The organism is Pseudomonas sp. TH39(2020), assembly GCF_016650715.1.
In the GTDB taxonomy this organism is placed as follows: Bacteria; Pseudomonadota; Gammaproteobacteria; order Pseudomonadales; family Pseudomonadaceae; genus Aquipseudomonas; species Aquipseudomonas mandelii_C.
This window is the reverse complement of sequence record NZ_JAEKFF010000008.1, coordinates 694,528-717,246: the sequence shown is the minus strand read 5'-3', so window position 1 is coordinate 717,246 and position 22,719 is coordinate 694,528. Positions and strand designations below refer to the sequence as shown.

Below are 22,719 nucleotides of genomic sequence, written 5' to 3'. Positions count from 1 at the left end.
ACTTTTCAAGGAAGGGACCATGGCTACCGCACTGCTGATCATCGACGTCCAGCGCGCCCTGTGCACTGGCGAGTACGAATGTTTTGAGATCAAGCGCGTTATCGAGAACATCAACGGCCTCAGTGCCAAGGCTCGCGAAGCAGGCATCCCGGTCATCCTCATCCAGCACGAAGAAAAGGGCGACCAGCTGCAACACGGTTCCGAAGGCTGGCAACTGGACGAAAGACTGAAGACTTCGCCGCAAGACCTTCGCGTGCGAAAAACCAATCGAGACTCGTTCTACCGGACCCACTTGCAAGCCCAATTGCAGGATTTGGGCACCGACCGCCTGATCATCTGCGGGCTGCAAACCGACTATTGCGTCAACGCCACTGTCCGCCAGGCCCTGAACCTGGGCTATGACGTAGTGCTCGCCGCCGATGCGCATTCCACCGTCGACAACGGCAACCTCGCCGCCGAAGACATCATCACCGAGCACAACGCAGAGCTGGCGCACTTGACGGGGCCCGTGGCGCGGATCGACGTTGTTCCGACCAGCGAAATCCGGATCTGAAACGGGTGAGAGGCGTGCTCCCGTTGACGCTTACACGGCTCCGAAAATGTCGATCAATTCAGTCAAAAAAGCACTCACCAAATCCCGCTGACGCGCCGAATGCCTGACCGCCGCATGAAACCCCACCTCATAGCGCAACAGCTCAGGATTCAGCGGATGCAACTGCCCCAGTTGTTCATGCTTCGCCGCATAGTGCTGCGGCAGAAACCCCAAATGCTGGCCCGACAGAATGAGCAGGGCGGCGCCGTCCATGCTGTCCGTGAGCACCGTCAGGCGTTCTATCGAGGTGGGCGCCGGCATTTCCGGCAAAGGATGGCTGGGCCATACCCAATCGTAATCGCTGACGTCATCCCGGCTCAGCTCGCCCACTTGCTCGAACAGCGGATGAGTGGGGGCGCAGTAGGCGATCTGGGTTTCCTGGAACAACGCAAAGTAATCAATGTTGGGCAGGCGGTGCCAGAAATAGCCGATCGCCAGATCGATATGGCCGTTGATAATTTTCTCTTCCAGCAGCGATGACGACAGCTCCGTGAAATGGAAATACAGCCCTTCATGTCGGGACCGTAATCGCGCAATGGCCAAGGCGATTTTCTTGTTGGCAACCGGATCGATTTGACCGAGCAGGCCGATGTTGATGTTGCCCGACACCTTGCGATTGATGTGCTGGACTTCAACCCGGAACCCCTCGGCAGCCGCCAGTAACCGACGAGCCGCCTCGACAAACTGGCTGCCTTTGGGTGTCACCGAAAATCCGCCGCGCCCGCGTTCGCAAAGACGAAACCCCACCCGCGCTTCCAGTGTCGCCAATTGCGCACTGATGGTGGGTTGAGTGGTATTGAGCGCCGTTTGCGCGGCCGAGATCCCGCCCGCCTCAACGACGGTCAGAAATACCCGGATCAAACGCAGATCCAGCTCCGATACAGTGCCCAGCATGCGTGCCCCCGATATTCACTCACATAGACGTGGATCTATGTAAACAGTGTGCCTGCGATATTTTATAGCCCTGACCAACGCCCTACATTGCAATGAAACCGGCGCCTTGCCCATAAAAACAACAATCACCAGCATAGGAACACTCATATGTCAGGGTCCCCTCAATCTGCGCACGCCATCGAGGCGAGCAGCGGGTTGGCCATCGAAGGCCACTCGATCGATTACATTCCGGAAAATGAACGTCACGCCAAGCTCAGCAGCCAGGGCCCTTTCTGGTTTCTAGGCAACTTCCACTTCTTCACCATCTCCATCGGTTTTGTCGGCCCAAGCCTTGGCTTGTCGGCGCTGTGGACGATGTTGGCCGGTGCGCTGGGCATCATGTTCGGTACTATTTTCATGGCGTTTCATGGCTCGCAAGGTCCGGAAATGGGGCTGCCGCAAATGATCCAGTCGCGTGCGCAGTTTGGTTATCGCGGGGTGATCCTGGCCTTGATGGCGACGATGTTTGTGTTCGTCGGATTCAACGTGGTGAACATCTCGTTGATCATGAACGGCCTCGAACACGTGTTTGGCATCGACCCGACCATCGTGGCCATTGCGGTAGTGCTGATCGGCGCGCTGCTGTCGATTTATGGCCACGATCTGATGCACAAAGCCTTCAAGTGGGCGTTGCTGGCCACGTTGCCGCTGTATGCGCTGGTCACCATCGCCTTGATGTTCGGTGCGGGGCAGGAGGGCGTCACCCCGGCGACCGACTTGGGTTTCAGCTGGATTGCCTTTGCCACACTGTTTGCCATCGGCGCGAGCTACAACATTTCCTATGCGCCTTATGTCTCTGACTATTCCCGTTACTTGCCGAAAAACACCAGTCGACCAAAACTGATCGCCGCCGTGTTCATCGGCGCGTCGTTGTCGGGCGGCTGGATGATCGGCCTCGGGGCCTGGCTTGCGCAGCAGTTGAAAGCGGCGGATGCGCTGGTGGCGCTGAATCAGGTGGGTTCTTCGATGATTCCCGGCCTGGGTAATGTGTTGGTGATCGTTTCGGTGGCGGGCTTTCTGCCGATCATCGCGCTCAACACCTACAGCGCCATGCTGACGTTGCTCACGGGTGTGGATTCGATCAAAAAAATCACACCGACACCTCGTGCCCGAGTGATGTCGATCTCCGCGATCAGCGTCATTCTGTTGACCTGTGTGCTGTCGATCAAAGGCGATGGCATCGCCCTGTTGAACACCTTCCTCGTGCTGCTCCTGTACTTCCTCGTGCCCTGGACTGCGGTCAATCTGGTGGACTACTTCTTCGTGCGCAAAGGCCGCTACGCGATCCCGCATTTCTTCACGCCGAAGGGCATTTACGGCGCCTGGCAATTTCGCGGCATCGTCTCTTATCTGATTGGCTTCGCCGCCATGGTGCCGTTCTTCTACATCTTTGATGCGGCGGCCGGCAAAGAGGTGTTCGTCGGGCCGCTGGCGCGGATGCTGGAAGGCGTGGATATCGCCTGGCTGGTTGGCCTGGTGGTCTCGGGCCTGACGTATTACCTCCTCAGCCGTTCGATAGACCTTGAGTACGAACGCCGGATTATCGATTCGATTACTGAGAGCGACATTGTTTCCATGGCTCATCAGTCTGTGGAGGAGGGGCGTTGAACAGCACCCAAAGTACCGTGGTCGCTTGCTGCCAACTGGCGCCGAAGATAGGCGACCTCGCTTACAACCGGAAGCTGACCGAACGGGCGATTCGTTCGGCGGCTTACCAGGGCGCCCAGGTGGTGGTGCTACCTGAGCTGGTCCAGAGCGGCTACTTGTTTGCCAACCGCAGCGAAGCCCTGTCCCTGGCGGAAACCGTCGAAGGGCCGACCTTGCGTCTGTGGACGGCGTTGGCCCGGGAACTGAACATCGTGGTGGTGGGTGGATTCTGCGAGCGGTTAGCCGACGATGAACTGGCCAACAGTGCGGCGATGATCGATGCCCAAGGCCTGCGCGCCGTGTACCGCAAGGCGCACCTCTGGGATGGCGAGAACGAAATATTCAGCGCCGGAAACGACGCGCCGCCGGTTGTAGAAACCGTTCATGGACGGATTGGCATGCTGATTTGCTACGACCTGGAATTCCCCGAGTGGGTGCGACTCCCGGCGCTGGCCGGCGCGGACCTGCTCTGCGCACCGGTTAATTGGCCCGATGGGCCACGGCCGCAAACCGAGCGTCCGGCCGAAGTTGTGCGAGTCCAGGCCAACGCCTCGGTCAACCGAATGTTCATCGCCGCGTGTGATCGGCATGGTCATGAACGTGGGGTCAGTTGGGTGCAAGGCTCGGTGATCGTCGATGCCGATGGCTACCCTGTGGCAGGGCCGGCGGAGCAGGGTGGCGAGCAGATTTTGTTGGCGACGCTGAATCTTGCTGAGGCGCGGAATAAGCGAATCAGTGCGCGTAATGATTTGCATCGGGATCGGCGGTCGCAGTTGTATGGGCCAGCCTGGACGTCGACACTGCGCAACTAAAAGTGCGCAGTGTCTGCACCGACAACTGGCAGACTTGTCGACAGGGGTACGCTCTGTGTGACTTTGGCCATCTGTGTGATTTCCACCTGCAACTTATCCTTGCCAAGCAGGTAGTCGGCCAGCTTCTGCGAAAACGGCCAGTAGTTCAGTTCGGCAGTCAAGGAGAGCGGCCCGACGGCGTCGGCCGGCACCAGGAAAGTGAACATTCCAATATCGTAGCCCTTGGGCAGAATGCGGTTGTCCGAGAGAATTTGTGCGGCATTCCAGACCTCGACGTCCAACGGATTGCCGTCCTTGTCGCCTATGTGCACTTTGAAATTTCGCGTGTTGTCCTCAGTCTTGCCGTCCTTGATCGAGCCCAGCCGATAGAGCTCGCGACCACTGGCATCCAGCACCCGGAAATCGATCCACATCTCCCGTCCCTCCGGAAAGCCGGTCGGCAGCTTGTGCCCGGCGCCGACATTGGCAACTTTCACGGCTACCGAGGTGTATTGCCCGGGAATGATGGTTGCCGGCAGTTGCTGGAACGTTATTTCCCCCGCACGCGCGAGCATGTCGCGCCCGCGTTGCGCGCCCGCTTCCTGACCGAGATGCTTGAGCATCATCGAGTTGGCTCCGCTGAACCAATGCGAGGCGACCTCCTCGCGGTCTGGTCCCATGATCGCGGCCTTACCCGCAAAACCCGGCATATGGCAGCTCTGGCAGGTTATATCGTTAAGGCTGTAGGCGCTCTCCTGCCATTCGTCATAGGTTCGCTCGACCGCCACACCGCTGAACGGGTGCGTGACGTTGTGGCAGGTGCCGCAAAAGTCCGAGCGCGTGTGCAGAGCGGAATATACGGTGTCGTGATAGGGCGAAACGGCATCTTTACGCGGGCCGAACTTGGTCGGTTTACCGTGCGCTCGAGGGCTCAGGACATAGGCGCCGTTATCGAGGCCCGTGCGGGCACTAATGTTGTGGCAGGTCTCGCAATCGACCCCAGGCATCGGATGATTTTTCGTGCTGTCTTCAATCGAGGAGCGATTGATTTCCGAAGTGATTTGCCCGGTCGTGAGACCGATCGGGGTATGGCAGCCGGTGCAGAAGTTATCGACCTTCCCCTCGGTGGCCGAACTCGCACGCTTGAGCAAGGCCCGATAGATGGGTTCATCCCAGGCTTGGGACATCATCGATGAGCGCCACTGCTTGTAGATCTCCGTATGACAAGCGCCACATACCTGGGCATTGTCGAAGTCTTTTACATTCAAAACCAGGTTGCCGGGGGTATTGGCCCGATGCGGAAAGAACGGCATCCCGCCAATCACATGCATGAGCTTGGAGCGTGCCGGCTCCAGCCACTTCTCATTAGCCTGATTGTCATTGCCCTGAGGTTCGTCGGCCGCCACCAGCGTTACCGTCAGCAGGCAGGCTAGAAAGCATAAAAAACGGCGAACGAAAGGTTTGATCACCCGGTAGATCAGGTTGTGGACAAAGGCTGCCAGTAATTCACCTGGCCTGGGCGCGTGTTTGCATGTGGGGTGGTTCATAAGCGTTTCCCCAAGACAGTTGCAGAGGATGACGGCAGCACTTCCATTGAGTTGACAGGGGTACTTCATCCTGCAAGCCAATGGTTACAGGTACGGCTCCTCGACTCTCCACCTTTCATGAACGGGAGAAGCTCACTCGGTAATGACGTTGCAAGGACTGTGACAAAATATGTGCAATGACCTGGAGGTCCAGCAAACATTGGTCGAAGGCTGAATTTGTGCTGGTCGAGATGCGAATACTGCAGGGGAACGGCACCCATTAGTGGGGGAGTTCACTCCGGAATCGGGGGAGGTGTGGCTAATGCCAGTCAGTTAAGCCGTAACGCGATCTGTAGCAGCTGGCGAAGCCTGCGTTCGGCTGCGGAGCAGTCGTGAAATCAGACGACGAGGTGCTTCAGGAAGACCTCGCGCTCAGGTTTTACGACTGCTCCGCAGCCGAACGCAGGCTTCGCCAGCTGCTACAAGGTTTGCGTTGCGGCTGAAATGGCTTAACTGATCGGCATTACGCTGTTGTGCCTGGGTTTTGCCGACCACCTTGTAAAAATTGCCGCGCAGGTGAAGTCAGTTGGTCACCAACAGTTCCGGGCCGAGGTAGTCGTTGATCCGGTCGATATCGTCGTCGCCCAGACTGCCCACCGAAGAGGCCAGGCGCAGGTGCGACATCAAATAGCGCACCTTGGCTTCGAACAGATCGTGGCGCGCAACGAAGAGCAGCTCTTCGGCATTGAGGACGTCCGAGTTGGTGCTGGTGCCGCCTTCTTTGAAGCCCTTGCGTGTCGAAACCAGTGAGCGTTCGTTGGACTCCACTGCCTTCTCCAGCGCGCGAATACGTTGGGCGCCGCTCTGTACGCCGCGATACTCACGGGTGGTACCGGTGATGACTTCCTGGCGCGTGGCGTCGAGTTCGTCCAGGGCCTTATAGCTATTAGCACTGGCCTGGCGTGTCAACGCGCTGGTGCCGCCACCGCTGTACAACGGAAAGTTTACTTCCAGCCCGATTGAGGCGTAGCGGTTGCGTTGATTCAGCTCGGAGATTGATTGGCTCTGACCCGCGGTGTAGCCGGCCACGAAATCCAGTGTTGGCCAGTGGCCGGCCTTGGCGCGCTTCACTTCTTCTTCGGCGAGGTCACTGCTATGACGGCGCGCATGGATCAGCGGGCTGTCGGTCTGGGCTTTGACCAACCAGTCTTGCAGGTTGCTTGGTAGCAGCGGTGGTGTATCGAAGCTCGGACGCAAGGTGGTCAGCGAATCGGGGGTTTCACCGATAAATTCCTCAAGCTTGCGGCGCGAGTTGACCAGGTTGTCCTGCGCTTCGATCAGCTCAACCTCGGCGAGGTCGCGACGAGCGGCCGATTCGTCGATGTCGGTGACGGTGCCGGCCCCCAACTCCATGCGCCGTTTCGCCGAGGCGAGTTGCTCGTCGAAGGCGCTCAGCTTGGACTTGGAAAGGATGATGGTTTCGCTGGCCAGGAGCACGTCGAAATAGCTTTCAGCCAGGCGCACTGCGGCGTCCTGACTCTTGGCATCGAACACCGCGACGCTGTAGTCGGCACGCTGCTTGCCCTGGCGGTACTCGGCCATCTTCTGTTTGTTGAACAGCGGCTGGCGCAGGCGCACGTTAGCGCCCTTGGAGGTGTAGTCGAGATCTCTATCAACGCCGCTCTGGCGTTGGGTGCCATTGACCTTGTTGTCGTAGGCCGAGGCATTGATTTGGGGTAGCAGACCGGCCAAGCCGATGTCGCGGTTTTGCGCACCAGCCTCTTTTTCATGCACGGCGGCGCGATAGACGGGGCCTTGGTACTGCAACAGATCCCAGGCTTGTTTGAGGTCCATGGCGCTGGTCGGGAGGGACAGCGCCAGCAGGCTGAAGAACAGGCAATGACGGTCCATTTCATTGTTCCTTGAAGGAGCTGTCAACACGCTCAAGCATTGGTTTGAGAAGATAGCTCATCATGTTGCGCTCGCCAGTCTTGATGGTGACGCTGGCAGGCATGCCGGGACGAATGTGATTGCTGCCAAGAAGGCTCATCCCATCGGGCGTAACTTCCACCTGAGCCAGGTAAAACGGTTGCTTGCTTTCCTCGTCGAGCAGGCGGTCGGCGGAGACGGTCTTCACGCGGCCGGGTATGTTGGGCGTCCGGGCATGGTTGAAGGCCGGGAAGGCGATGTCCACGGCGAGGCCGGGGACCATCTTGTCGATGGCCTGCACGGGAATCATCGCGTCGACTTGAAGCGGTTCGTTGTCCGGAACGATTTCCATGATCTTGAAGCCGGGCTGAATGATCCCGCCGATGGTGGCGATGCTCAGGGACTGGACCATGCCATCAATGGGCGATCGAATCACCGTGTGGGTCACTTCATAGTCCAGCGCACGCAAGCGGTCGGCCAAGGTGGTGTTTTCCTTGGCAGTGTCGGTGAGCTGCGATTCGACTTCCTTCAGATAATCGTGCTGGCGCTGCAGGATGCGCAGCTTGATTTCGGTGGTCTGGCTACGCACGCGAGCGATGTTGTTGAGGTTCTCGGCCTGGCCGGCGGAGAGGTCGGCATTGCTGCGTTCCAGCTCAAGCAGACGGTTGCGCGGGACATAGCCTTCGGCCGCCAGCACGCGGGTGCCTGTTAGTTCCTGGCTGAGGAAGTTGATCTGCGAGGCGCGGGCGCCATAGACCTGCTGCAGACCCTTGAGCTGCACCGCCGACGCCGCGAGGTTTTCCTGCAGGATGCTGATTTCGCCTGCGAGGCCAGCACGCCGGGTGTCCAGCAGGCGTTGTTGCAGATCCATGGCGGCCACCAGGCGGTAGTCATTCCCGAAGCGCTTGAGCAATTCGGGATCGTAGTTCACCACATCGCGGCCGTCACGTTCCGCTTCCAGGCGGTTTTCCACAGTCTTGCTGACGATGTACTGGGCGCTGACCGCACCCTGTTCGGCAGCGGCACGCAGCGAGTCGAGGCGGACCACCTCCTGGCCTTTTTTCACTGTATCGCCTTCGCGAACAAGAATGGCCTCCACGGTGCCGCCGCTCAGATGCTGCACGGCTTTGCGATTGCTGGTGATTTTTACCGTGCCTGTCGCGACCACGCCGGCATCCAGCGGCGCCAGCCAGGACCACAGGAGGAAGCCGCCGAAGCCAGCGACCATCAGCAACATGCCCCAGCGCACGGGTTTACCGACGTCCAGATCCACCACGTTCCTGGGATCGGTGTGAATCATGTCGGTGTGTTGGCTCATTTGCATGATCGGTTACTCCCGTGCTTTGACGGAGGCCAGCGGAGTTGACGCGCCTGCAGGCATCACACTGGCCTTGCGCAGCGCTGCGAATACTTCGTCGCGAGTGCCGAGCATCTGCACGCCGCCGTCGCGCAGCATCAGCACCTTATCGACGGCGCAGAGCACATTGGGACGGTGGGAAATCAGAATGACGGTGGCGCCGCGGTTTTTGAGTTGGGCCAGCGCATCGACCAAGGCCTTTTCACCGATGTCGTCGAGGTTGGCGTTCGGCTCGTCCAGCACAATCAGATTGGGTTCTCCATACAGCGCGCGGGCCAAGGCGATGCGTTGCTTCTGGCCACCGGAAAGCGGGCTGCCATCGGTGCCCAGGCGGGTCTCATAACCCTGCGCCAGACGCAGGATCATCTCGTGCACCCCAGTAGTCCTGGCGGCGCGGATGACCGCGTCGCTGTCCACTTCGCCAAAGCGCGCAATGTTGTCGGCGATGGTGCCCTCGAACAGCTCCACGTCCTGTGGCAGGTAACCGAGCCAGGGGCCAAGTTCGCCCTTGTTCCAGGTGAATATGTCTGCGCCGTCCAGGCGCACCTTGCCGGCCTGTGCCGGCCAGACGCCGACCAACAGGCGGGCGAGGGTGGATTTGCCCGAGGCGGATGGACCGATAATGCCAAGGCTTTCGCCGGGGGAAAGGTTGAAGCTCACCCCGCGCAGAATCGTGTTGCCGGTGCCGGGGGCGCCGGCAAACACATTCTCCACCGCCAGCATGCCCAGCGGCCGCTGCAGTGACATGCTCGGTGGCCGGCGCGGATAGTCGTTCAGCATCTCGTTCAACCGGCCCCAAGCCGAACGGCAGCCAAGCAGCTGCTTCCACGACGCGATGACTTGTTCCACCGGGCCCAGCGCTCGGCCGGTGAGGATCGAGCAAGCAATCATCATCCCGGGGGTGATCTTGCCTTCGATCGCCAGCAGCGCGCCGGCGCCGAGGATCAGCGACTGCAAAGTGATACGCACGAAGCGCCCGGTGCTGCTGATCAGGGCGGCACGGTCGGAGGCCAGGGTCTGCATTTCCAGAATGCGCAAATGGCTTTGGTACCAGCGCTTGCCGATCGACGGCAGCATGCCCATGGCCTCGATGACCTCGGCGTTGCGCAGGTTGTTGTTGGCGTAGCTGGCGGAGGAGAGGGCGGCCTGATTGGCTTCGGCCAGCGGCTTTTGCGTCGCCTTCTCGGTGAGATAAGCCAGGCCCACCAGAATCAGCGAACCGATCAGCGTGACCAGTCCGAGCAGCGGGTGGATCAGATAGGCGACCAGCAGGTAGATCGGCGTCCATGGCGCATCAAAGAAAGCGAACAGGCCATTGCCGGTGAGGAACTGACGCACCTGCGCGAGATCCTGCAGGGCCTGGGCCGGATTACCTCCGGCGCGGCTCAGGTTGCGCTCGAATGCTGCGGTGAAAATGCGTCGATTGAGGTCCATGTCGAGGCAGTTGCCGACCCGGATCAGCACGCGGGTGCGGAACATTTCCAGCGTGGCCATCAGCAAGAACAGGCCTATCACCAGAATGGTCAACATCGTCAACGTTGTGACGTTGCGACTGACCAAGGCCCGATCGTAGACCTGCAGCATATAAATAGCTGGCGTCAACATCATGACGTTGATGACGCCGCTAAACCCTGCCAACGAGTAAAAACTGCGGCGAAGTCGAAAAAGCGCGTCAGCCAGTTCTGATCGAGTGCTCGATTGTTTGTGCATTTGGGTGACCCCTCTTCGAAAAGCCGTTAGCCCTTGCGGCGCAACAGCTAACAGATGTAGTCCGCAGGCAGTTTGTCGATACGCAGGGTGGTCGCTCTAGGGCGGATCTCCTGCAAATCTCTGCGTTGCTTCCATAGCCAGCAGCGTAGGTGGCGTCGAAACAATCTGAAATAACATTTCGCTCTAATACTGCAATGAACTATCTATAAGTCTTTTAAAAACAGCTAGTTGTGAGGTCAATCACCAGTCGTCTGTTTTGCGTGTCGTAAAATTGACAATTTTTCGCTATGCAACTTTAGTCTCAGTCATTGAGGGAGCCGCTCGCCTGAAGCCTGTCAACTTTTTGGCAACGCAAGGTGTGATGATTTTCCCGATGGAGCACACCATGTCGATGATTTCGTTCTACTGCGGAGTGAAGGGGCTGTTCAGGAAGTTCGCCGTTACTTCAAGTTTCCATGGCCCACCCAAGGCTCGGGTTCGCTCTGCCTAATCGCCGAGCGAGCCATTCTTTCGCGAATTCCAGGCGCGCATCCCGGGGGGCCGTGTAACGGCTTTGCCATCCCGCGTCAGCGATCGCCAAAAAAAAGAACCAACACACTGCGCAAGCCAGCACCGGACTGGGCGCGGGAGGATTCTTATCGTCCTGTGTCCTTCCCCCAAAGAGATCGAGGGCAATCAAAATGGCCAATTTCAACAAGTCGGACCTGGAGTTCATCCTCAAACAAATCTTCATCGCAGAAGCGCATGCCGACGGCGCCAGCCTCAGTGATTTGCTACCCAACAGTCAGGTGCCATTCGGCCTGCGCACTGTCGATGGCAGCTACAACAACCTGGTCGCCGGGCAAAGCGAGTTTGGCGCCGCGGACAATTCCTTCCTGCGCGTGCTTGATGCCCAGTATCGAGCGGCCTATGCCGCGTCAGGGAATGTGGTCGACCCGCAGCCACGGATTATCAGTAACCTGATCGTTGACCAGACTGCCAACAACCCGGCCGCGGTTGCGGCGAACGGCGGCGCCGACCCGGTGATCAGCCCCGGTCTGGATGGCGTGTTCGGCACGGCCGACGACAAGGAAGTGTTCTTCATCCCCAACGTGTCGGCGGACGCCGGTCTGACCGCCGGCTTCAACTCGTGGATGACCTTCTTTGGCCAGTTCTTCGACCACGGCCTCGACCTGGTCACCAAGAGCAGTACCGACTTCGTGTTTATTCCGCTGCAGCCGGACGATCCGTTGTACGTGCCGGGCAGCCCGACCAACTTCATGGTGCTGCCACGTGCAGTGCATACCCCCGGCGCGGACGGCATACTCGGCACTGCCGATGATGGCCAGCCCAACACCACCTCGCCGTTCGTGGACCAAAGCCAAACTTACAGCTCGCACCCCTCGCATCAGGTGTTCCTGCGCGAGTATGTCCTCAACGCGGCAGGTGACCCTGTTGCAACGGGACGCTTGATTACCAACCGCGATCTCGGCGCCGACGGCAAGTTCGGCACTGCCGATGATGGCGACGGCACAAATGGCGGCATGGCGACCTGGGCAGTGGTCAAGGCCCAGGCACGTGACATTCTCGGTATCAACCTGACCGACGCCGATGTGCATAGCGTGCCGCTGCTGGCAACCGATGCGTATGGCAACTTCATCCGGGGCTCGAGCGGTATGCCGCAGGTGGTGATGCGCGTCAGCAACGGTGCTGACGGGATCGCCGGGACAGCGGATGACGTCACTCAACTGGTCGAAGGCAACCGGGATGCTCCGATCAGCCTGGCCAACGCCGTGAGCGCCGGGCATGGCTTCCTCGACGACATCGCCCACAATGCCGCGCCGGTAGTCGTCGGCGGGGTTCTGCAGGCGGATGCTGACACCGATATCGGCAATGCGCAGCCGGTTGGCGCGGGCGGCAACAACCTGACCTACGACAACGAACTGCTCGACGCTCACTACATTGCCGGCGACGGCCGGGTGAACGAGAACATCGGCCTGACCACGGTGCACCATGTGTTCCACTCCGAACACAACCGCCTGGTCCAGCAAACCAAGGACACCCTCCTTGCCGCCGGCGATCTGGCCTTCCTCAATGAGTGGCTGGTGGACGACGTGGCCGCGATACCGACTACACCCGCCGAAATCGCGGCGTTGGTGTGGGACGGCGAACGCCTGTTCCAGGCCGCCAAGTTCGGCACCGAGATGCAGTACCAGCACCTGGTGTTCGAGGAGTTCGCGCGGACCGTTCAGCCGCAGATCGACGGATTCCTTGCCCCCAACGGGTATGACACCTCGATCAACCCGGCAATCCTCGCCGAGTTCGCCCACGTGGTGTACCGCTTCGGTCACTCGATGTTGACCGAGACCGTTGATCGCTTCGACCCCGAGTTCAATCCGCTGCTCACTGACCCGAACAACCCGGACTCGCAAATGGGTCTGATCGCGGCCTTCCTCAACCCGCTGGCATTCGCCGGCAGCGGGGCGACTGCGGACGAAGCGGCAGGGGCGATCATTCGCGGTGTGACCCGCCAGCTCGGCAACGAGATCGACGAGTTCGTCACTGAAGCGTTGCGCAACAATCTGCTCGGTCTACCGCTCGATTTGCCGGCCCTGAACATGGCGCGTGGTCGCGACACGGGCATCCCCACGTTGAATGAAGCGCGCCGTGAGATGTACGCATCAACCGGTGACAGCCAACTCAAGCCGTACATCAGTTGGGCTGACTTTGCAGACCACCTCAAGCACCCCGAGTCGTTGGTCAACTTCATCGCTGCCTTTGGCACGCATGACACGATTACGTTGGCGACCACACTGGCAGACAAGCGCGCTGCAGCCTTGGCGCTGGTATTCGGCGGTGGTGGTTCACCGGCTGACCGCCTGGACTTCCTCAACAGCACCGGTGCCTATGCCAACATAACGCTGGCCGGCAAGGATGGGCTGATGGGTACTGCCGACGACGTGACGGGTGTGACGATCACGGGCCTCGACGACATCGATTTCTGGGTCGGTGGCCTCGCCGAAGAGAAGATGCCGTTCGGCGGCATGCTCGGCTCGACGTTCAACTTCGTGTTTGAGACCCAGCTGGAGGCGTTGCAGAACGGCGACCGCTTCTACTACCTGTCGCGTACCGCGGGCCTGAACTTCGGCACCGAGTTGGAGAACAACTCCTTTGCCAAGCTGATCATGCTCAACACCGATGTCACCCACCTGTCGAACACCGTGTTCCTGACGCCGACCTTCACCCTGGAAGTGAATCAGGCCAATCAGTTCACTAACCTTGGCGTGGACGGCAGCGCCGATCCGACGGGCGGCCTCATGATCAACGGCGTGGAAATCGTGCCGCTGGTGATCCGCGACAACCCCGACACCGTCGGTGCGGACAATAATTATCTGCATTACACCGGTGAAGACCATGTCGTTCTGGGTGGCACCGCCGGCAATGACATCATCGTCTCCGGTAAGGGCGATGACACTGTTTACGGCGACGCAGGCAACGACCGCCTCGAAGGTGGCGCCGGGAACGATGCGGTACTGGGTGGCGCCGGCGATGACATCATCACCGACTCGTTCGGCGACAACCGCCTGGAAGGCAATGCCGGCAACGACGTGATCGTGGCCGGTCGCATGCAGGTGCTAGGTAATCTGATCCTCGGAGGCGATGGCCAGGACTTCATTGTCACCACTGAAGACATCACCACCACCTTCGGCGGTCAGGGTGACGATTTCATCCTCGGTGCCAAGACCAACCTGCCTCCTACCGGCAACGAAGGTGATGACTGGATCGAGAAGGGCACCCAGGACGGTGCGCCTGGCGATAACTTCTCGCCGCTGCTCAATGACGATGTGGTCGGCAACGACATCTTTGTCGGCGGTGGTGGCTTCGACGAAATGATCGGCGAAGGTGGCGATGACATCTTTGTCGGCAGTGATGCCCAGGACAAGATGGACGGCATGTCCGGTTTCGACTGGGTGACCTACAAAAATGACAGGGTCGGCGTGACCGTTGACCTGTCCTTGGCCGCGCTGGCGCAGCCACACGGTAACGCGCCAAACCAGAACGCCGGGGTGTTCAATCCGGTCGGCGCCTCGCCGGCCTCGATCCTCGACCGTTTTGCAGAGGTCGAAGGCTTGTCCGGGTCGAAATTCGCCGATGTACTCAAAGGCGATGATGTCGATGCGGTCACTATCGTCAACCACGGTGGTGCCACAGGCAGTGCGCTGACCAATGTGGCGTTGATCCGTGGACTGGACCAGTTCCTGGCCGATGCCGGGTTGCCGACTACCGGCTTTGCCACTGGCAATATCATCCTCGGTGGCAATGGCAGTGACCTGATCGAAGGCCGTGGGGGCGATGACCTGATCGACGGCGACAAATGGATCAACGTCAGAATCGCGGTTTATGCCCCTGGCGACGTCAACCATACCGGCCCCGAGATCGCCACCTTCGACAGCATGGTCGACATGATTCCGTTCATGCTGGACCGCACCTATAACCCGGGTCAGCTCAAGGCTGTGCGGGAAATTCTGTCCGGCACCTCGACGGGCGGGGCGGCCTTCGACACCGCGATTTTCTCCGGGCTTCAGTCCGAGTACACGGTGACCCAGGACACCCGTGGCACGGCCAACCTGGCGGACGATGTCTGGACCGTGGCCGATACGGTAGCGGGACGCGACGGCACCGATACCCTGTTGCATATCGAACGCCTGCAATTCGCCGACACCCAGCGGGTGCTGGTGCCGGGGCTGAATGCGCAACCGGTCGGCAGGCCGACTGTCACGGATGGCAACGGCGGCGACATTACAGTGGGCGACACACTGACCGTGAGCATGGCCGGGGTGCGCGATGACAACAACATCACCGTGGGTAACCTGCAGGGTCTCGTCAACAACACTTCGGTTTCCTACTATTGGCAGTTCGAAGCCAACCCCGGCACCGGCGTGTTCGAAGACATCATCCTGCTGCCTGCGGGTGACCTGGCGTTCCAGAGTGCAGACGGCACCTCGTTCAAAGTGTCCCCGGATCTTGCCGGGCTGTCACTGCGGGTCAAGGCGATCTACCAGGATGGTCATGGCACGACTGAAGTGGTGTTCTCGCAGCCGACTGACGTGGTGGCTCCCGGCGCGCCGGTTGTGCCGACGGCGCAGGTGCCGGTCGTCAATGCCACTGCGGGTGGCGCGGGCCTGCACATGGTCCGCTCTGACCTCAACTTCATCCTTGATCAGATCAAGATTGCCGAGGCTGACGCGAATGGTCAGGACATCCTTTCGCTGATCCCGAACATCCGCGCGCCACTGGGCCTGCGTGCTGTCGATGGCTCGAACAACAACCTGATGAACCTCAATGGCATCAACAACACCGAGTTCGGTGCTGCCGATAACGTCTTTCCGCGTTTGACCGATCCGGTGTTCAATCCTGCGGAAGGTGCGCCTGCCGGCTTCTTCGGTCCCGGCTCGCCGGCCATTCCGGGATCGTCGTATCAACAGACCAGCGGCTATGTGTTTGACTCGCAGCCGCGCACCATCAGTAATCTGATCGTCGACCAGACGTCGCACAACCCGGCGGCTTACGCCACGGCTTACGACCCGGGTGCGGACGGTGTGCTCAACTTCGGCACGGCGGGTAACGACGACATCCTCAAGGATGGTGTGCGGATAGTCGCCAGCCCGGGTATGGACGGCCAGTTTGGTACTGCCGATGACAAGGATGTGTACATGTTTGAGAACACCGCGCCGGATGCGGGGTTGTCCGCGCCGTTCAACTCGTGGATGACCTTCTTCGGGCAGTTCTTCGATCATGGTCTCGATCTGGTCACCAAAGGCGGTTCGGGCACCGTCTTCATCCCGCTGCAACCGGATGATCCGCTGTATGTGCCTGGCGGCAGCTCCAATTTCATGGTGCTGACCCGCGCGACCAACCTGCCAGGGGCGGATGGCATTCTCGGCACGGCCGACGACATCCATGAGCAAACCAACACCACGACGCCGTTCGTGGACCAAAACCAGACCTACAGCTCGCACCCATCACACCAGGTTTTCCTGCGCGGTTATGAGCTTACCGACAACGGCCCCATCGCGACCGGCAGGCTGATCACTAACCGTGACCTGGGGGCGGATGGCAAGTTTGGTACCGCAGACGACACCGAAATCGGTGGTATGGCGACCTGGAAAGTGGTCAAGGCGCAGGCCAACGACATTCTGGGTATCCACCTTACCGATGCCGACGTCGATAACGCCCCGCTGTTGGCGACCGACGCCTATGGCAATTTCATCAAGGGGCCGAACGGCTTCCCGATGGTCGTGATGAAGGGTGCTGACGGTCTTGGTGGCACGGCTGATGACGTCCTCGTCGAAGGCAATCCACTTTCTCCCATTAGCCTGACCAATGCGGTGCGCACCAGTCACCAGTTCCTCGTCGACATTAACAACAATGCAGCGCCGGTGTTCAGCGGTGGCGTGCTCATGCCTGACGCGGATACCGATATTGGCAACGCAGTGCCGTTCAATCCGCAGACCGGGGCCAACCTGGCCTACGACAACGAGTTGCTTGATGCGCATTACATCGCTGGCGACGGCCGGGTCAACGAGAACATCGGCTTGACCACGGTGCATGCGATCTTCCACTCCGAGCACAATCGACTGGTCGCGCAGACCAAGGACACCGTGCTCGATTCGGGTGACGTGGCTTTCCTGAACGAGTGGTTGCTCACTCCAGTGAGCGCGTTGCCCGCCAACCAGGCCGAGATCGATGCGCTGGTGTGGAATGGCGAGCGCTTGTTCCAGGCGGCCAAGTTCGGCACCGAGATGCAGTATCAGCACCTGGTGTTCGAGGAGTTTGCCCGAACCATCCAGCCTAACGTCGACCTGTTCTTCGCACCGACCCAGGTCTATGACGTTGACCTCGACGCCTCGATCGTCGCCGAGTTCGCCCACACCGTGTATCGGTTTGGCCACTCGATGCTGACCGAGACTGTCGATCGCTTCGACGTCGATTTCAACGTGGTTGGCGATCCAAACAGCGCTGATCCCGATCAGCAAATGGGCTTGATCGCGGCGTTCCTCAACCCATTGGCGTACGCCGCCAGCGGTGTGACGCCAGAGGATGCGACCAGTGCGATCGTGCGTGGGCTGACTCGACAAGCCGGTAATGAAATCGACGAGTTCGTCACCGAGGCGCTGCGCAATAATCTGCTCGGCCTGCCACTTGACCTGCCGGCGCTCAATATTGCCCGTGGGCGCGACGTGGGCATTCCCTCGTTCAACGCGGTGCGCCGCGACATCTACAGCCAGACGGGTGATGCCATCCTCAAACCGTACAGCAGCTGGGTCGACCTGGTGCAGCACCTCAAGCATCCGGAGTCGTTGATCAACTTTATCGCGGCTTATGGCACGCATGGAACGATCACCGCAGCGACCACGCTGGAAGGCAAGCGCGATGCAGCCATGGCGCTGGTATTTGGTGGTACGGGTGCACCGGCTGATCGACTGGACTTCCTCAACGGCACTGGTGCGTGGGCGAACGTAACGCTGGCCGGCAAGGATGGCGTGCTGGGGACTGCCGACGACCTGAAGGGTGTGACCATCACGGGCGTCGATGCCATCGACCTCTGGATCGGCGGCCTGGCCGAAGAGAAAACCCCGTTCGGCGGCATGCTCGGCTCGACCTTCAACTTCGTGTTCGAGAACCAGCTGGAAAAACTGCAGGACGGTGACCGCTTCTACTACCTGGAGCGTACCGCTGGCCTGTCGATGAATGCCGAACTGGAAAGCAACTCGTTCGCCAAGCTGATCATGGCCAACACCTCGGCCACACACTTGCCGGGCCTGGTGTTCTCGGACCCTGGGTTCTATCTGGAAAGGGACCAGAGCAAGCAGTACAACGATGGACTGGGCAACGCCGATCCGCTTGGCGAGAACGGCGAGCAGGTGGTGTTCCGCGACAATCCGCTGACCACGGGGCCGGACACCAACTACATCAAGTACACGGGTGAAGAGCACATCGTGCTGGGCGGCACCAACGGCGCAGACATCCTCGTTTCGAGTGATGGTGATGACACGGTCTGGGGTGACGGCGGCAACGATCGCATTGAAGGCGGTAATGGCAACGACCAACTGCGCGGTGGCGCCGGCGACGACATCATCACCGACCTCGGCGGCGACGATAACATCCAGGGTGGCGACGGCAACGACGTGCTGCACGGAGGCAACGGCGTCAACCTGATCATCGGCGGTTTCGGCAATGACTTCATCGTGACCGGTGAGGACGCTTCCGAAGCCATTGGTGGCCAGGGCAACGACTTCATTCTGGGCAGCAAAGCCAACGAACAGGACATGGGTAACGAAGGCGACGACTGGATCGAGAAGGGCACTTCGGACGGTGCACCTGGCGACAACTTCGACCCGCTCGGCAACGACACGGTGATCGGCAACGATGTGTTCATTGGCGGTAACGAGAACGATAAGTTCAATGCCGAAGGCGGCGACGACATCATGGTCGGCAGTCTCGGCATGGGTGACCGCTATATCGGCGGCTCAGGCTATGACTGGGCGACTTTCAAAGGGCTCGCACAGGGTGTGACCATCGATTACAGCGACCGCTTTTTCGATGTTCCGCCGGTCCCGGGTTCGGGGGCCTCGGCGCTGGTGCGTTTCGACATCGTGGAAGGTCTGTCGGGTTCGTCCCACGGTGACTTCCTGCGCGGTGACAACGAAGACGCCACATCGCTGCCCACTGCGGGCGCAACGGGCAGTGTGTTGACCAACATCAACCTGATCAATGGCCTGGCGGATCTGCTGCCAGCCGGAGCGACGTTCTTCGATGGCGGCAACATCATTCTCGGCGGTAGCGGCAGCGACCTGATCGAAGGTCGCGGTGGTGACGACATCATCGATGGTGACAAGTGGCTGAACGTACGCATCAGCGTACGGGCGAACGCGGATGGCACTGGCCCGGAAATCGCCACGTTCGACAGCATGGAGCCGATGGTGCCGCTGATGCTGAACGGCACTTACAACCCGGGCCAGTTGGTCATCGTGCGGGAGATTCTGACCGGCACTGACAACTTCGATACCGCGCTGTTCTCCGGCAATTTTGGCGAATACGGCATCGAGATCGATGGCAACACGGTCATCGTGACCGACTCGGTGGCGGGGCGTGATGGTGTCGATCGCCTGACCGGGATCGAACGTCTGCAGTTCGCTGACGTTGCGCAGTCGTCCGGGGTTGGCACCGCCCAAAACAAAGACCCATCGGGTCATCTGGCAATCCTCGATGCTGCCACCGGTGTGCGTGACGAAACGCCGGTCGCCGGCCAGTTGCTGCGCGTCAGTGATTCGGCGGTACACGACGCGGACAACCAAAGCGTAGCCAATCCGACCGGTGCGGTGACCGGTGGGGTGGCTTACTACTGGCAAGTCGAAAACATTCCCGGCACGGGTGTCTTTGAAGACATCACCTTTGTCGCCGCTGGCGAGGTATCGCGGGCGATCGGCACCACCTACCGGGTGGCGGACGATGTGGCAGGTCTGAACATCCGCGTCCGTGCGGTGTACCAGGATGCCAAGGGCACGCTGGAGATCGTCGACTCGTCGGGGAACAGTACACCGACCGAAGGGCCGACCGTTACCGGGCTTGCCGTGCAGAACCAGGTGTTGACCGCTGACCCGTCGAGCATCATCGACCTCGATGGCCTGAGCAATCCGCAGTTCACCTACCAGTGGCAGGCGAACGACGGGCTTGGCTTCGTCAACGTCGACGGCGCTACCGGTAGCACGTTCGCGCTTGGCCAGGCTCAAGTCGGCCAGGAAATGCGCGTGGTGATGGGTTACGTGGATAACTTCGGTGTGGCCGAAAGCGTTTCGTCCAACATCCTGGGGCCGGTGGACAACGTCAACGATGCACCGACTGCAGGGCCGACCGTAACCGGGCTTGCAGTGCAGAACCAGGTGTTGACTGCTAACCCGGCGAGCATCATCGACGTTGATGGCCTCAGCAATCCGCAGTTCACCTACCAATGGCAGGCGAACAACGGGCCTGGCTTCGTCAACATCGCCGGAGCTACCAGTAGCACGTTCGCGCTTGGCCAGGCTCAGGTCGGCCAGGCAGTGCGCGTGGTGGTCGGTTACGTGGATGACTTCGGTGCGGCCGAAAGCGCTTCGTCCAACATCCTGGGGCCGGTGGCCAACGTCAACGATGCACCGACAGGCGCGTTGCTGATCAGCGATACGACACCGGATCAAGGGCAGGTGCTGACCGCGCTGACGGGTGGGATTGCCGATCCGGATGGGCTGGGCACCTTCAGCTTCCAGTGGCAGCAAGGTGTCGGCGCGTCCTTCACTAACATCAACGGCGCGACTGCTGCGACCTTCACCCCTGGTGCGGCGCAGGTCAATCTGCAACTGCGAGTGATCGTGCGCTACACCGATGGCTTCGGCACGCTGGAGTCGGTGACCTCTGCGGCGACGGCGGCGGTTGTGGTACAGGGCGTGGTACTGCAGGGCAATGCTTTGGCGAACACCCTCACCGGCACCGCGGGTAACGATGTGCTGCTTGGCCTGGGCGGGAACGATACGCTGAATGGCCTCGCCGGTATCGACCAGTTGTTTGGCGGCACTGGCAACGACATCCTCAACGGCGGAGACGACAACGACGTCCTCAATGGCGAGGACGGCAACGACATCCTCAACGGTGGGCTCGGCGCGGATGCCATGAACGGCGGTGCCGGCAACGACACCTTTGTGGTCGACAACGTCGGTGACTCCGTCACCGAGGCGCTGGGTGGTGGTACCGATCTGGTGCAAACCAGTCTGACGAACTACCTGCTCGGTGCCAACGTCGAGAACCTGACCTATACGGGAGCCGGTAACTTCACCGGTACCGGTAACGCGCTAGCCAACACCATCACCGGCGGGGTGGGTAACGACTTCCTCAATGGCGGTGCAGGTGCTGACCGGTTGGTGGGGGGAGCCGGCAACGATACCTACGTTGTCGATGCAGCCGCAGACGTGGTGGTCGAGGTGGCGGGTGGTGGTACGGACACCGTGCAGACCTCGCTGGCCAGCTACACGCTGGGCGCTAATGTCGAAAATCTGACCTACACCGGAGTCGGCAACTTCGTCGGCAACGGTAACGGGTTGAATAACGTCATCACCGGCGGGGTGGGTAATGACACCCTCAATGGTGGCGACGGCAACGACATCCTCACCGGCAACGGCGGCAACGACACACTGAATGGCGACGCCGGTAACGACCAACTGTTCGGTGGCATTGGCACGGATACCCTGAACGGCGGCACTGGCGATGACAGCCTCGACGGCGGTGATGGGGCGGATGTCTTGAATGGTGGAACAGGCAACGACACGCTGCTCGGTGGTGACGCTAACGACATATTGTTGGGTGGTACCGGCAATGACTTTATCGATGGCGGTACTGGCAACAATACGGTCACTGGCGGTGCCGGCAACGACATGATGGTTGCCAGCAGTGGCAACGATATCTTCATGTTCGCAGCGGGCTTCGGGACCGATCAGATCATCGGCTTCGATGCCAACGCGGTGGGAGGCCAGGACCGGCTCGATATTTCCGCGTTCGGCGTCACTGCTGCGACCTTTGCCGGCAGCGTCATCATCACCGATGTCGGTGCGGATACCTTGATCAGCTCCGCAGGAATAGCTGACTCCATCCGCCTGGTCGGTGTGGCCGATGCAACAACCGTCACTGCCGCAGACTTCATTCTCGCCACTTGAGGTCCTGATCAGTACTGTCGCAGACGCGTGAAAAGCGGAGGGGAGGGCATGGATGCCCTCCCTTTTTTTCTTTAAAAAAACTGGCTGTTTGTTGAGCTGAAAATGGGTGAACCACCCTGGCAGGTCGGTATGTCGGACCGTAGGAAACGCTCGATCAACATTTGAGTGGGGAGTGGGAAAAGGCGTTGGATCGAGAGCAGCAGGCAGCGATCCAAATTGGATAAATGCGGTCTTCGACGGGTTATTAGCGAATGACTGTCGTGCAACTCAATAGCACTGCCTGCGAACAAGATCACCTTGGGTCACCTGTAACCCCAACATGATGAATGCTTCCCGCTGACTCTTAACTGCTGAAAAAGATGATAAGACTCCAGGCTGCCCCTATCGCAAAAATGAAAAGAATGAGTACCCGCATTAGGATTAGCGGCTCGACGCGCATCAAAGTGACTCCTCAGAAGGGCTAGGAATGCGCGCCTGATCTGTGGCGCAGGTGTTTTTCAAGGCAACGGTT

9 protein-coding genes are annotated in these 22,719 nt (G+C 60.0%); 4 read left to right on the top strand and 5 right to left on the bottom strand.

Annotated elements, in window-relative coordinates:
• Positions 1–19: 19 nt before the first annotated feature.
• Positions 20–553: a cysteine hydrolase family protein gene (locus tag JFU47_RS31585; protein WP_123366327.1), complete on the top strand. Its 534-nt coding sequence runs from the start codon at positions 20–22 to the stop codon at positions 551–553.
• A 30-nt stretch (positions 554–583) separates the two neighbouring features.
• On the opposite strand, the gene JFU47_RS31580 is transcribed toward JFU47_RS31585, so the two are convergent.
• On the bottom strand, positions 584–1,486 hold the full coding sequence (locus JFU47_RS31580) for a LysR family transcriptional regulator (protein WP_201188282.1): 903 nt from the start codon (positions 1,484–1,486) through the stop codon (positions 584–586).
• Positions 1,487–1,633: 147 nt separating this feature from the next.
• On the opposite strand from JFU47_RS31580, the gene JFU47_RS31575 reads away from it, so the two are divergent.
• Positions 1,634–3,133, top strand: coding sequence for a purine-cytosine permease family protein (locus JFU47_RS31575; protein WP_201188280.1), 1,500 nt, complete (start codon positions 1,634–1,636; stop codon positions 3,131–3,133).
• On the top strand, positions 3,130–3,984 hold the full coding sequence (locus JFU47_RS31570) for a nitrilase family protein (RefSeq protein WP_201188278.1): 855 nt from the start codon (positions 3,130–3,132) through the stop codon (positions 3,982–3,984). The genes JFU47_RS31575 and JFU47_RS31570 overlap by 4 nt, the downstream gene beginning before the upstream one ends.
• On the opposite strand, the gene JFU47_RS31565 is transcribed toward JFU47_RS31570, so the two are convergent.
• The 4 genes from JFU47_RS31565 to JFU47_RS31550 all read right to left on the bottom strand — a co-directional run bounded on the left by JFU47_RS31565 (position 3,981) and on the right by JFU47_RS31550 (position 10,485).
• Positions 3,981–5,510: a cytochrome c family protein gene (locus tag JFU47_RS31565; RefSeq protein WP_242485194.1), complete on the bottom strand. Its 1,530-nt coding sequence runs from the start codon at positions 5,508–5,510 to the stop codon at positions 3,981–3,983. The genes JFU47_RS31570 and JFU47_RS31565 overlap by 4 nt on opposite strands.
• Before the next feature lie 561 nt (positions 5,511–6,071).
• Positions 6,072–7,400 (bottom strand): TolC family outer membrane protein, encoded by a 1,329-nt coding sequence (locus JFU47_RS31560; RefSeq protein WP_201188277.1) that lies wholly within the window; start codon positions 7,398–7,400, stop codon positions 6,072–6,074.
• 1 nt (position 7,401) lies between these two features.
• Complete coding sequence (locus JFU47_RS31555) at positions 7,402–8,742, bottom strand: HlyD family type I secretion periplasmic adaptor subunit (RefSeq protein WP_201188275.1); 1,341 nt, start codon at positions 8,740–8,742, stop codon at positions 7,402–7,404.
• 6 nt (positions 8,743–8,748) lie between these two features.
• Positions 8,749–10,485, bottom strand: coding sequence for a type I secretion system permease/ATPase (locus tag JFU47_RS31550; RefSeq protein ID WP_129436876.1), 1,737 nt, complete (start codon positions 10,483–10,485; stop codon positions 8,749–8,751).
• A gap of 680 nt (positions 10,486–11,165) precedes the next feature.
• On the opposite strand from JFU47_RS31550, the gene JFU47_RS31545 reads away from it, so the two are divergent.
• On the top strand, positions 11,166–22,208 hold the full coding sequence (locus tag JFU47_RS31545; RefSeq protein WP_201188273.1) for a peroxidase family protein: 11,043 nt from the start codon (positions 11,166–11,168) through the stop codon (positions 22,206–22,208).
• The last annotated feature ends 511 nt before the right edge of the window (positions 22,209–22,719 follow it).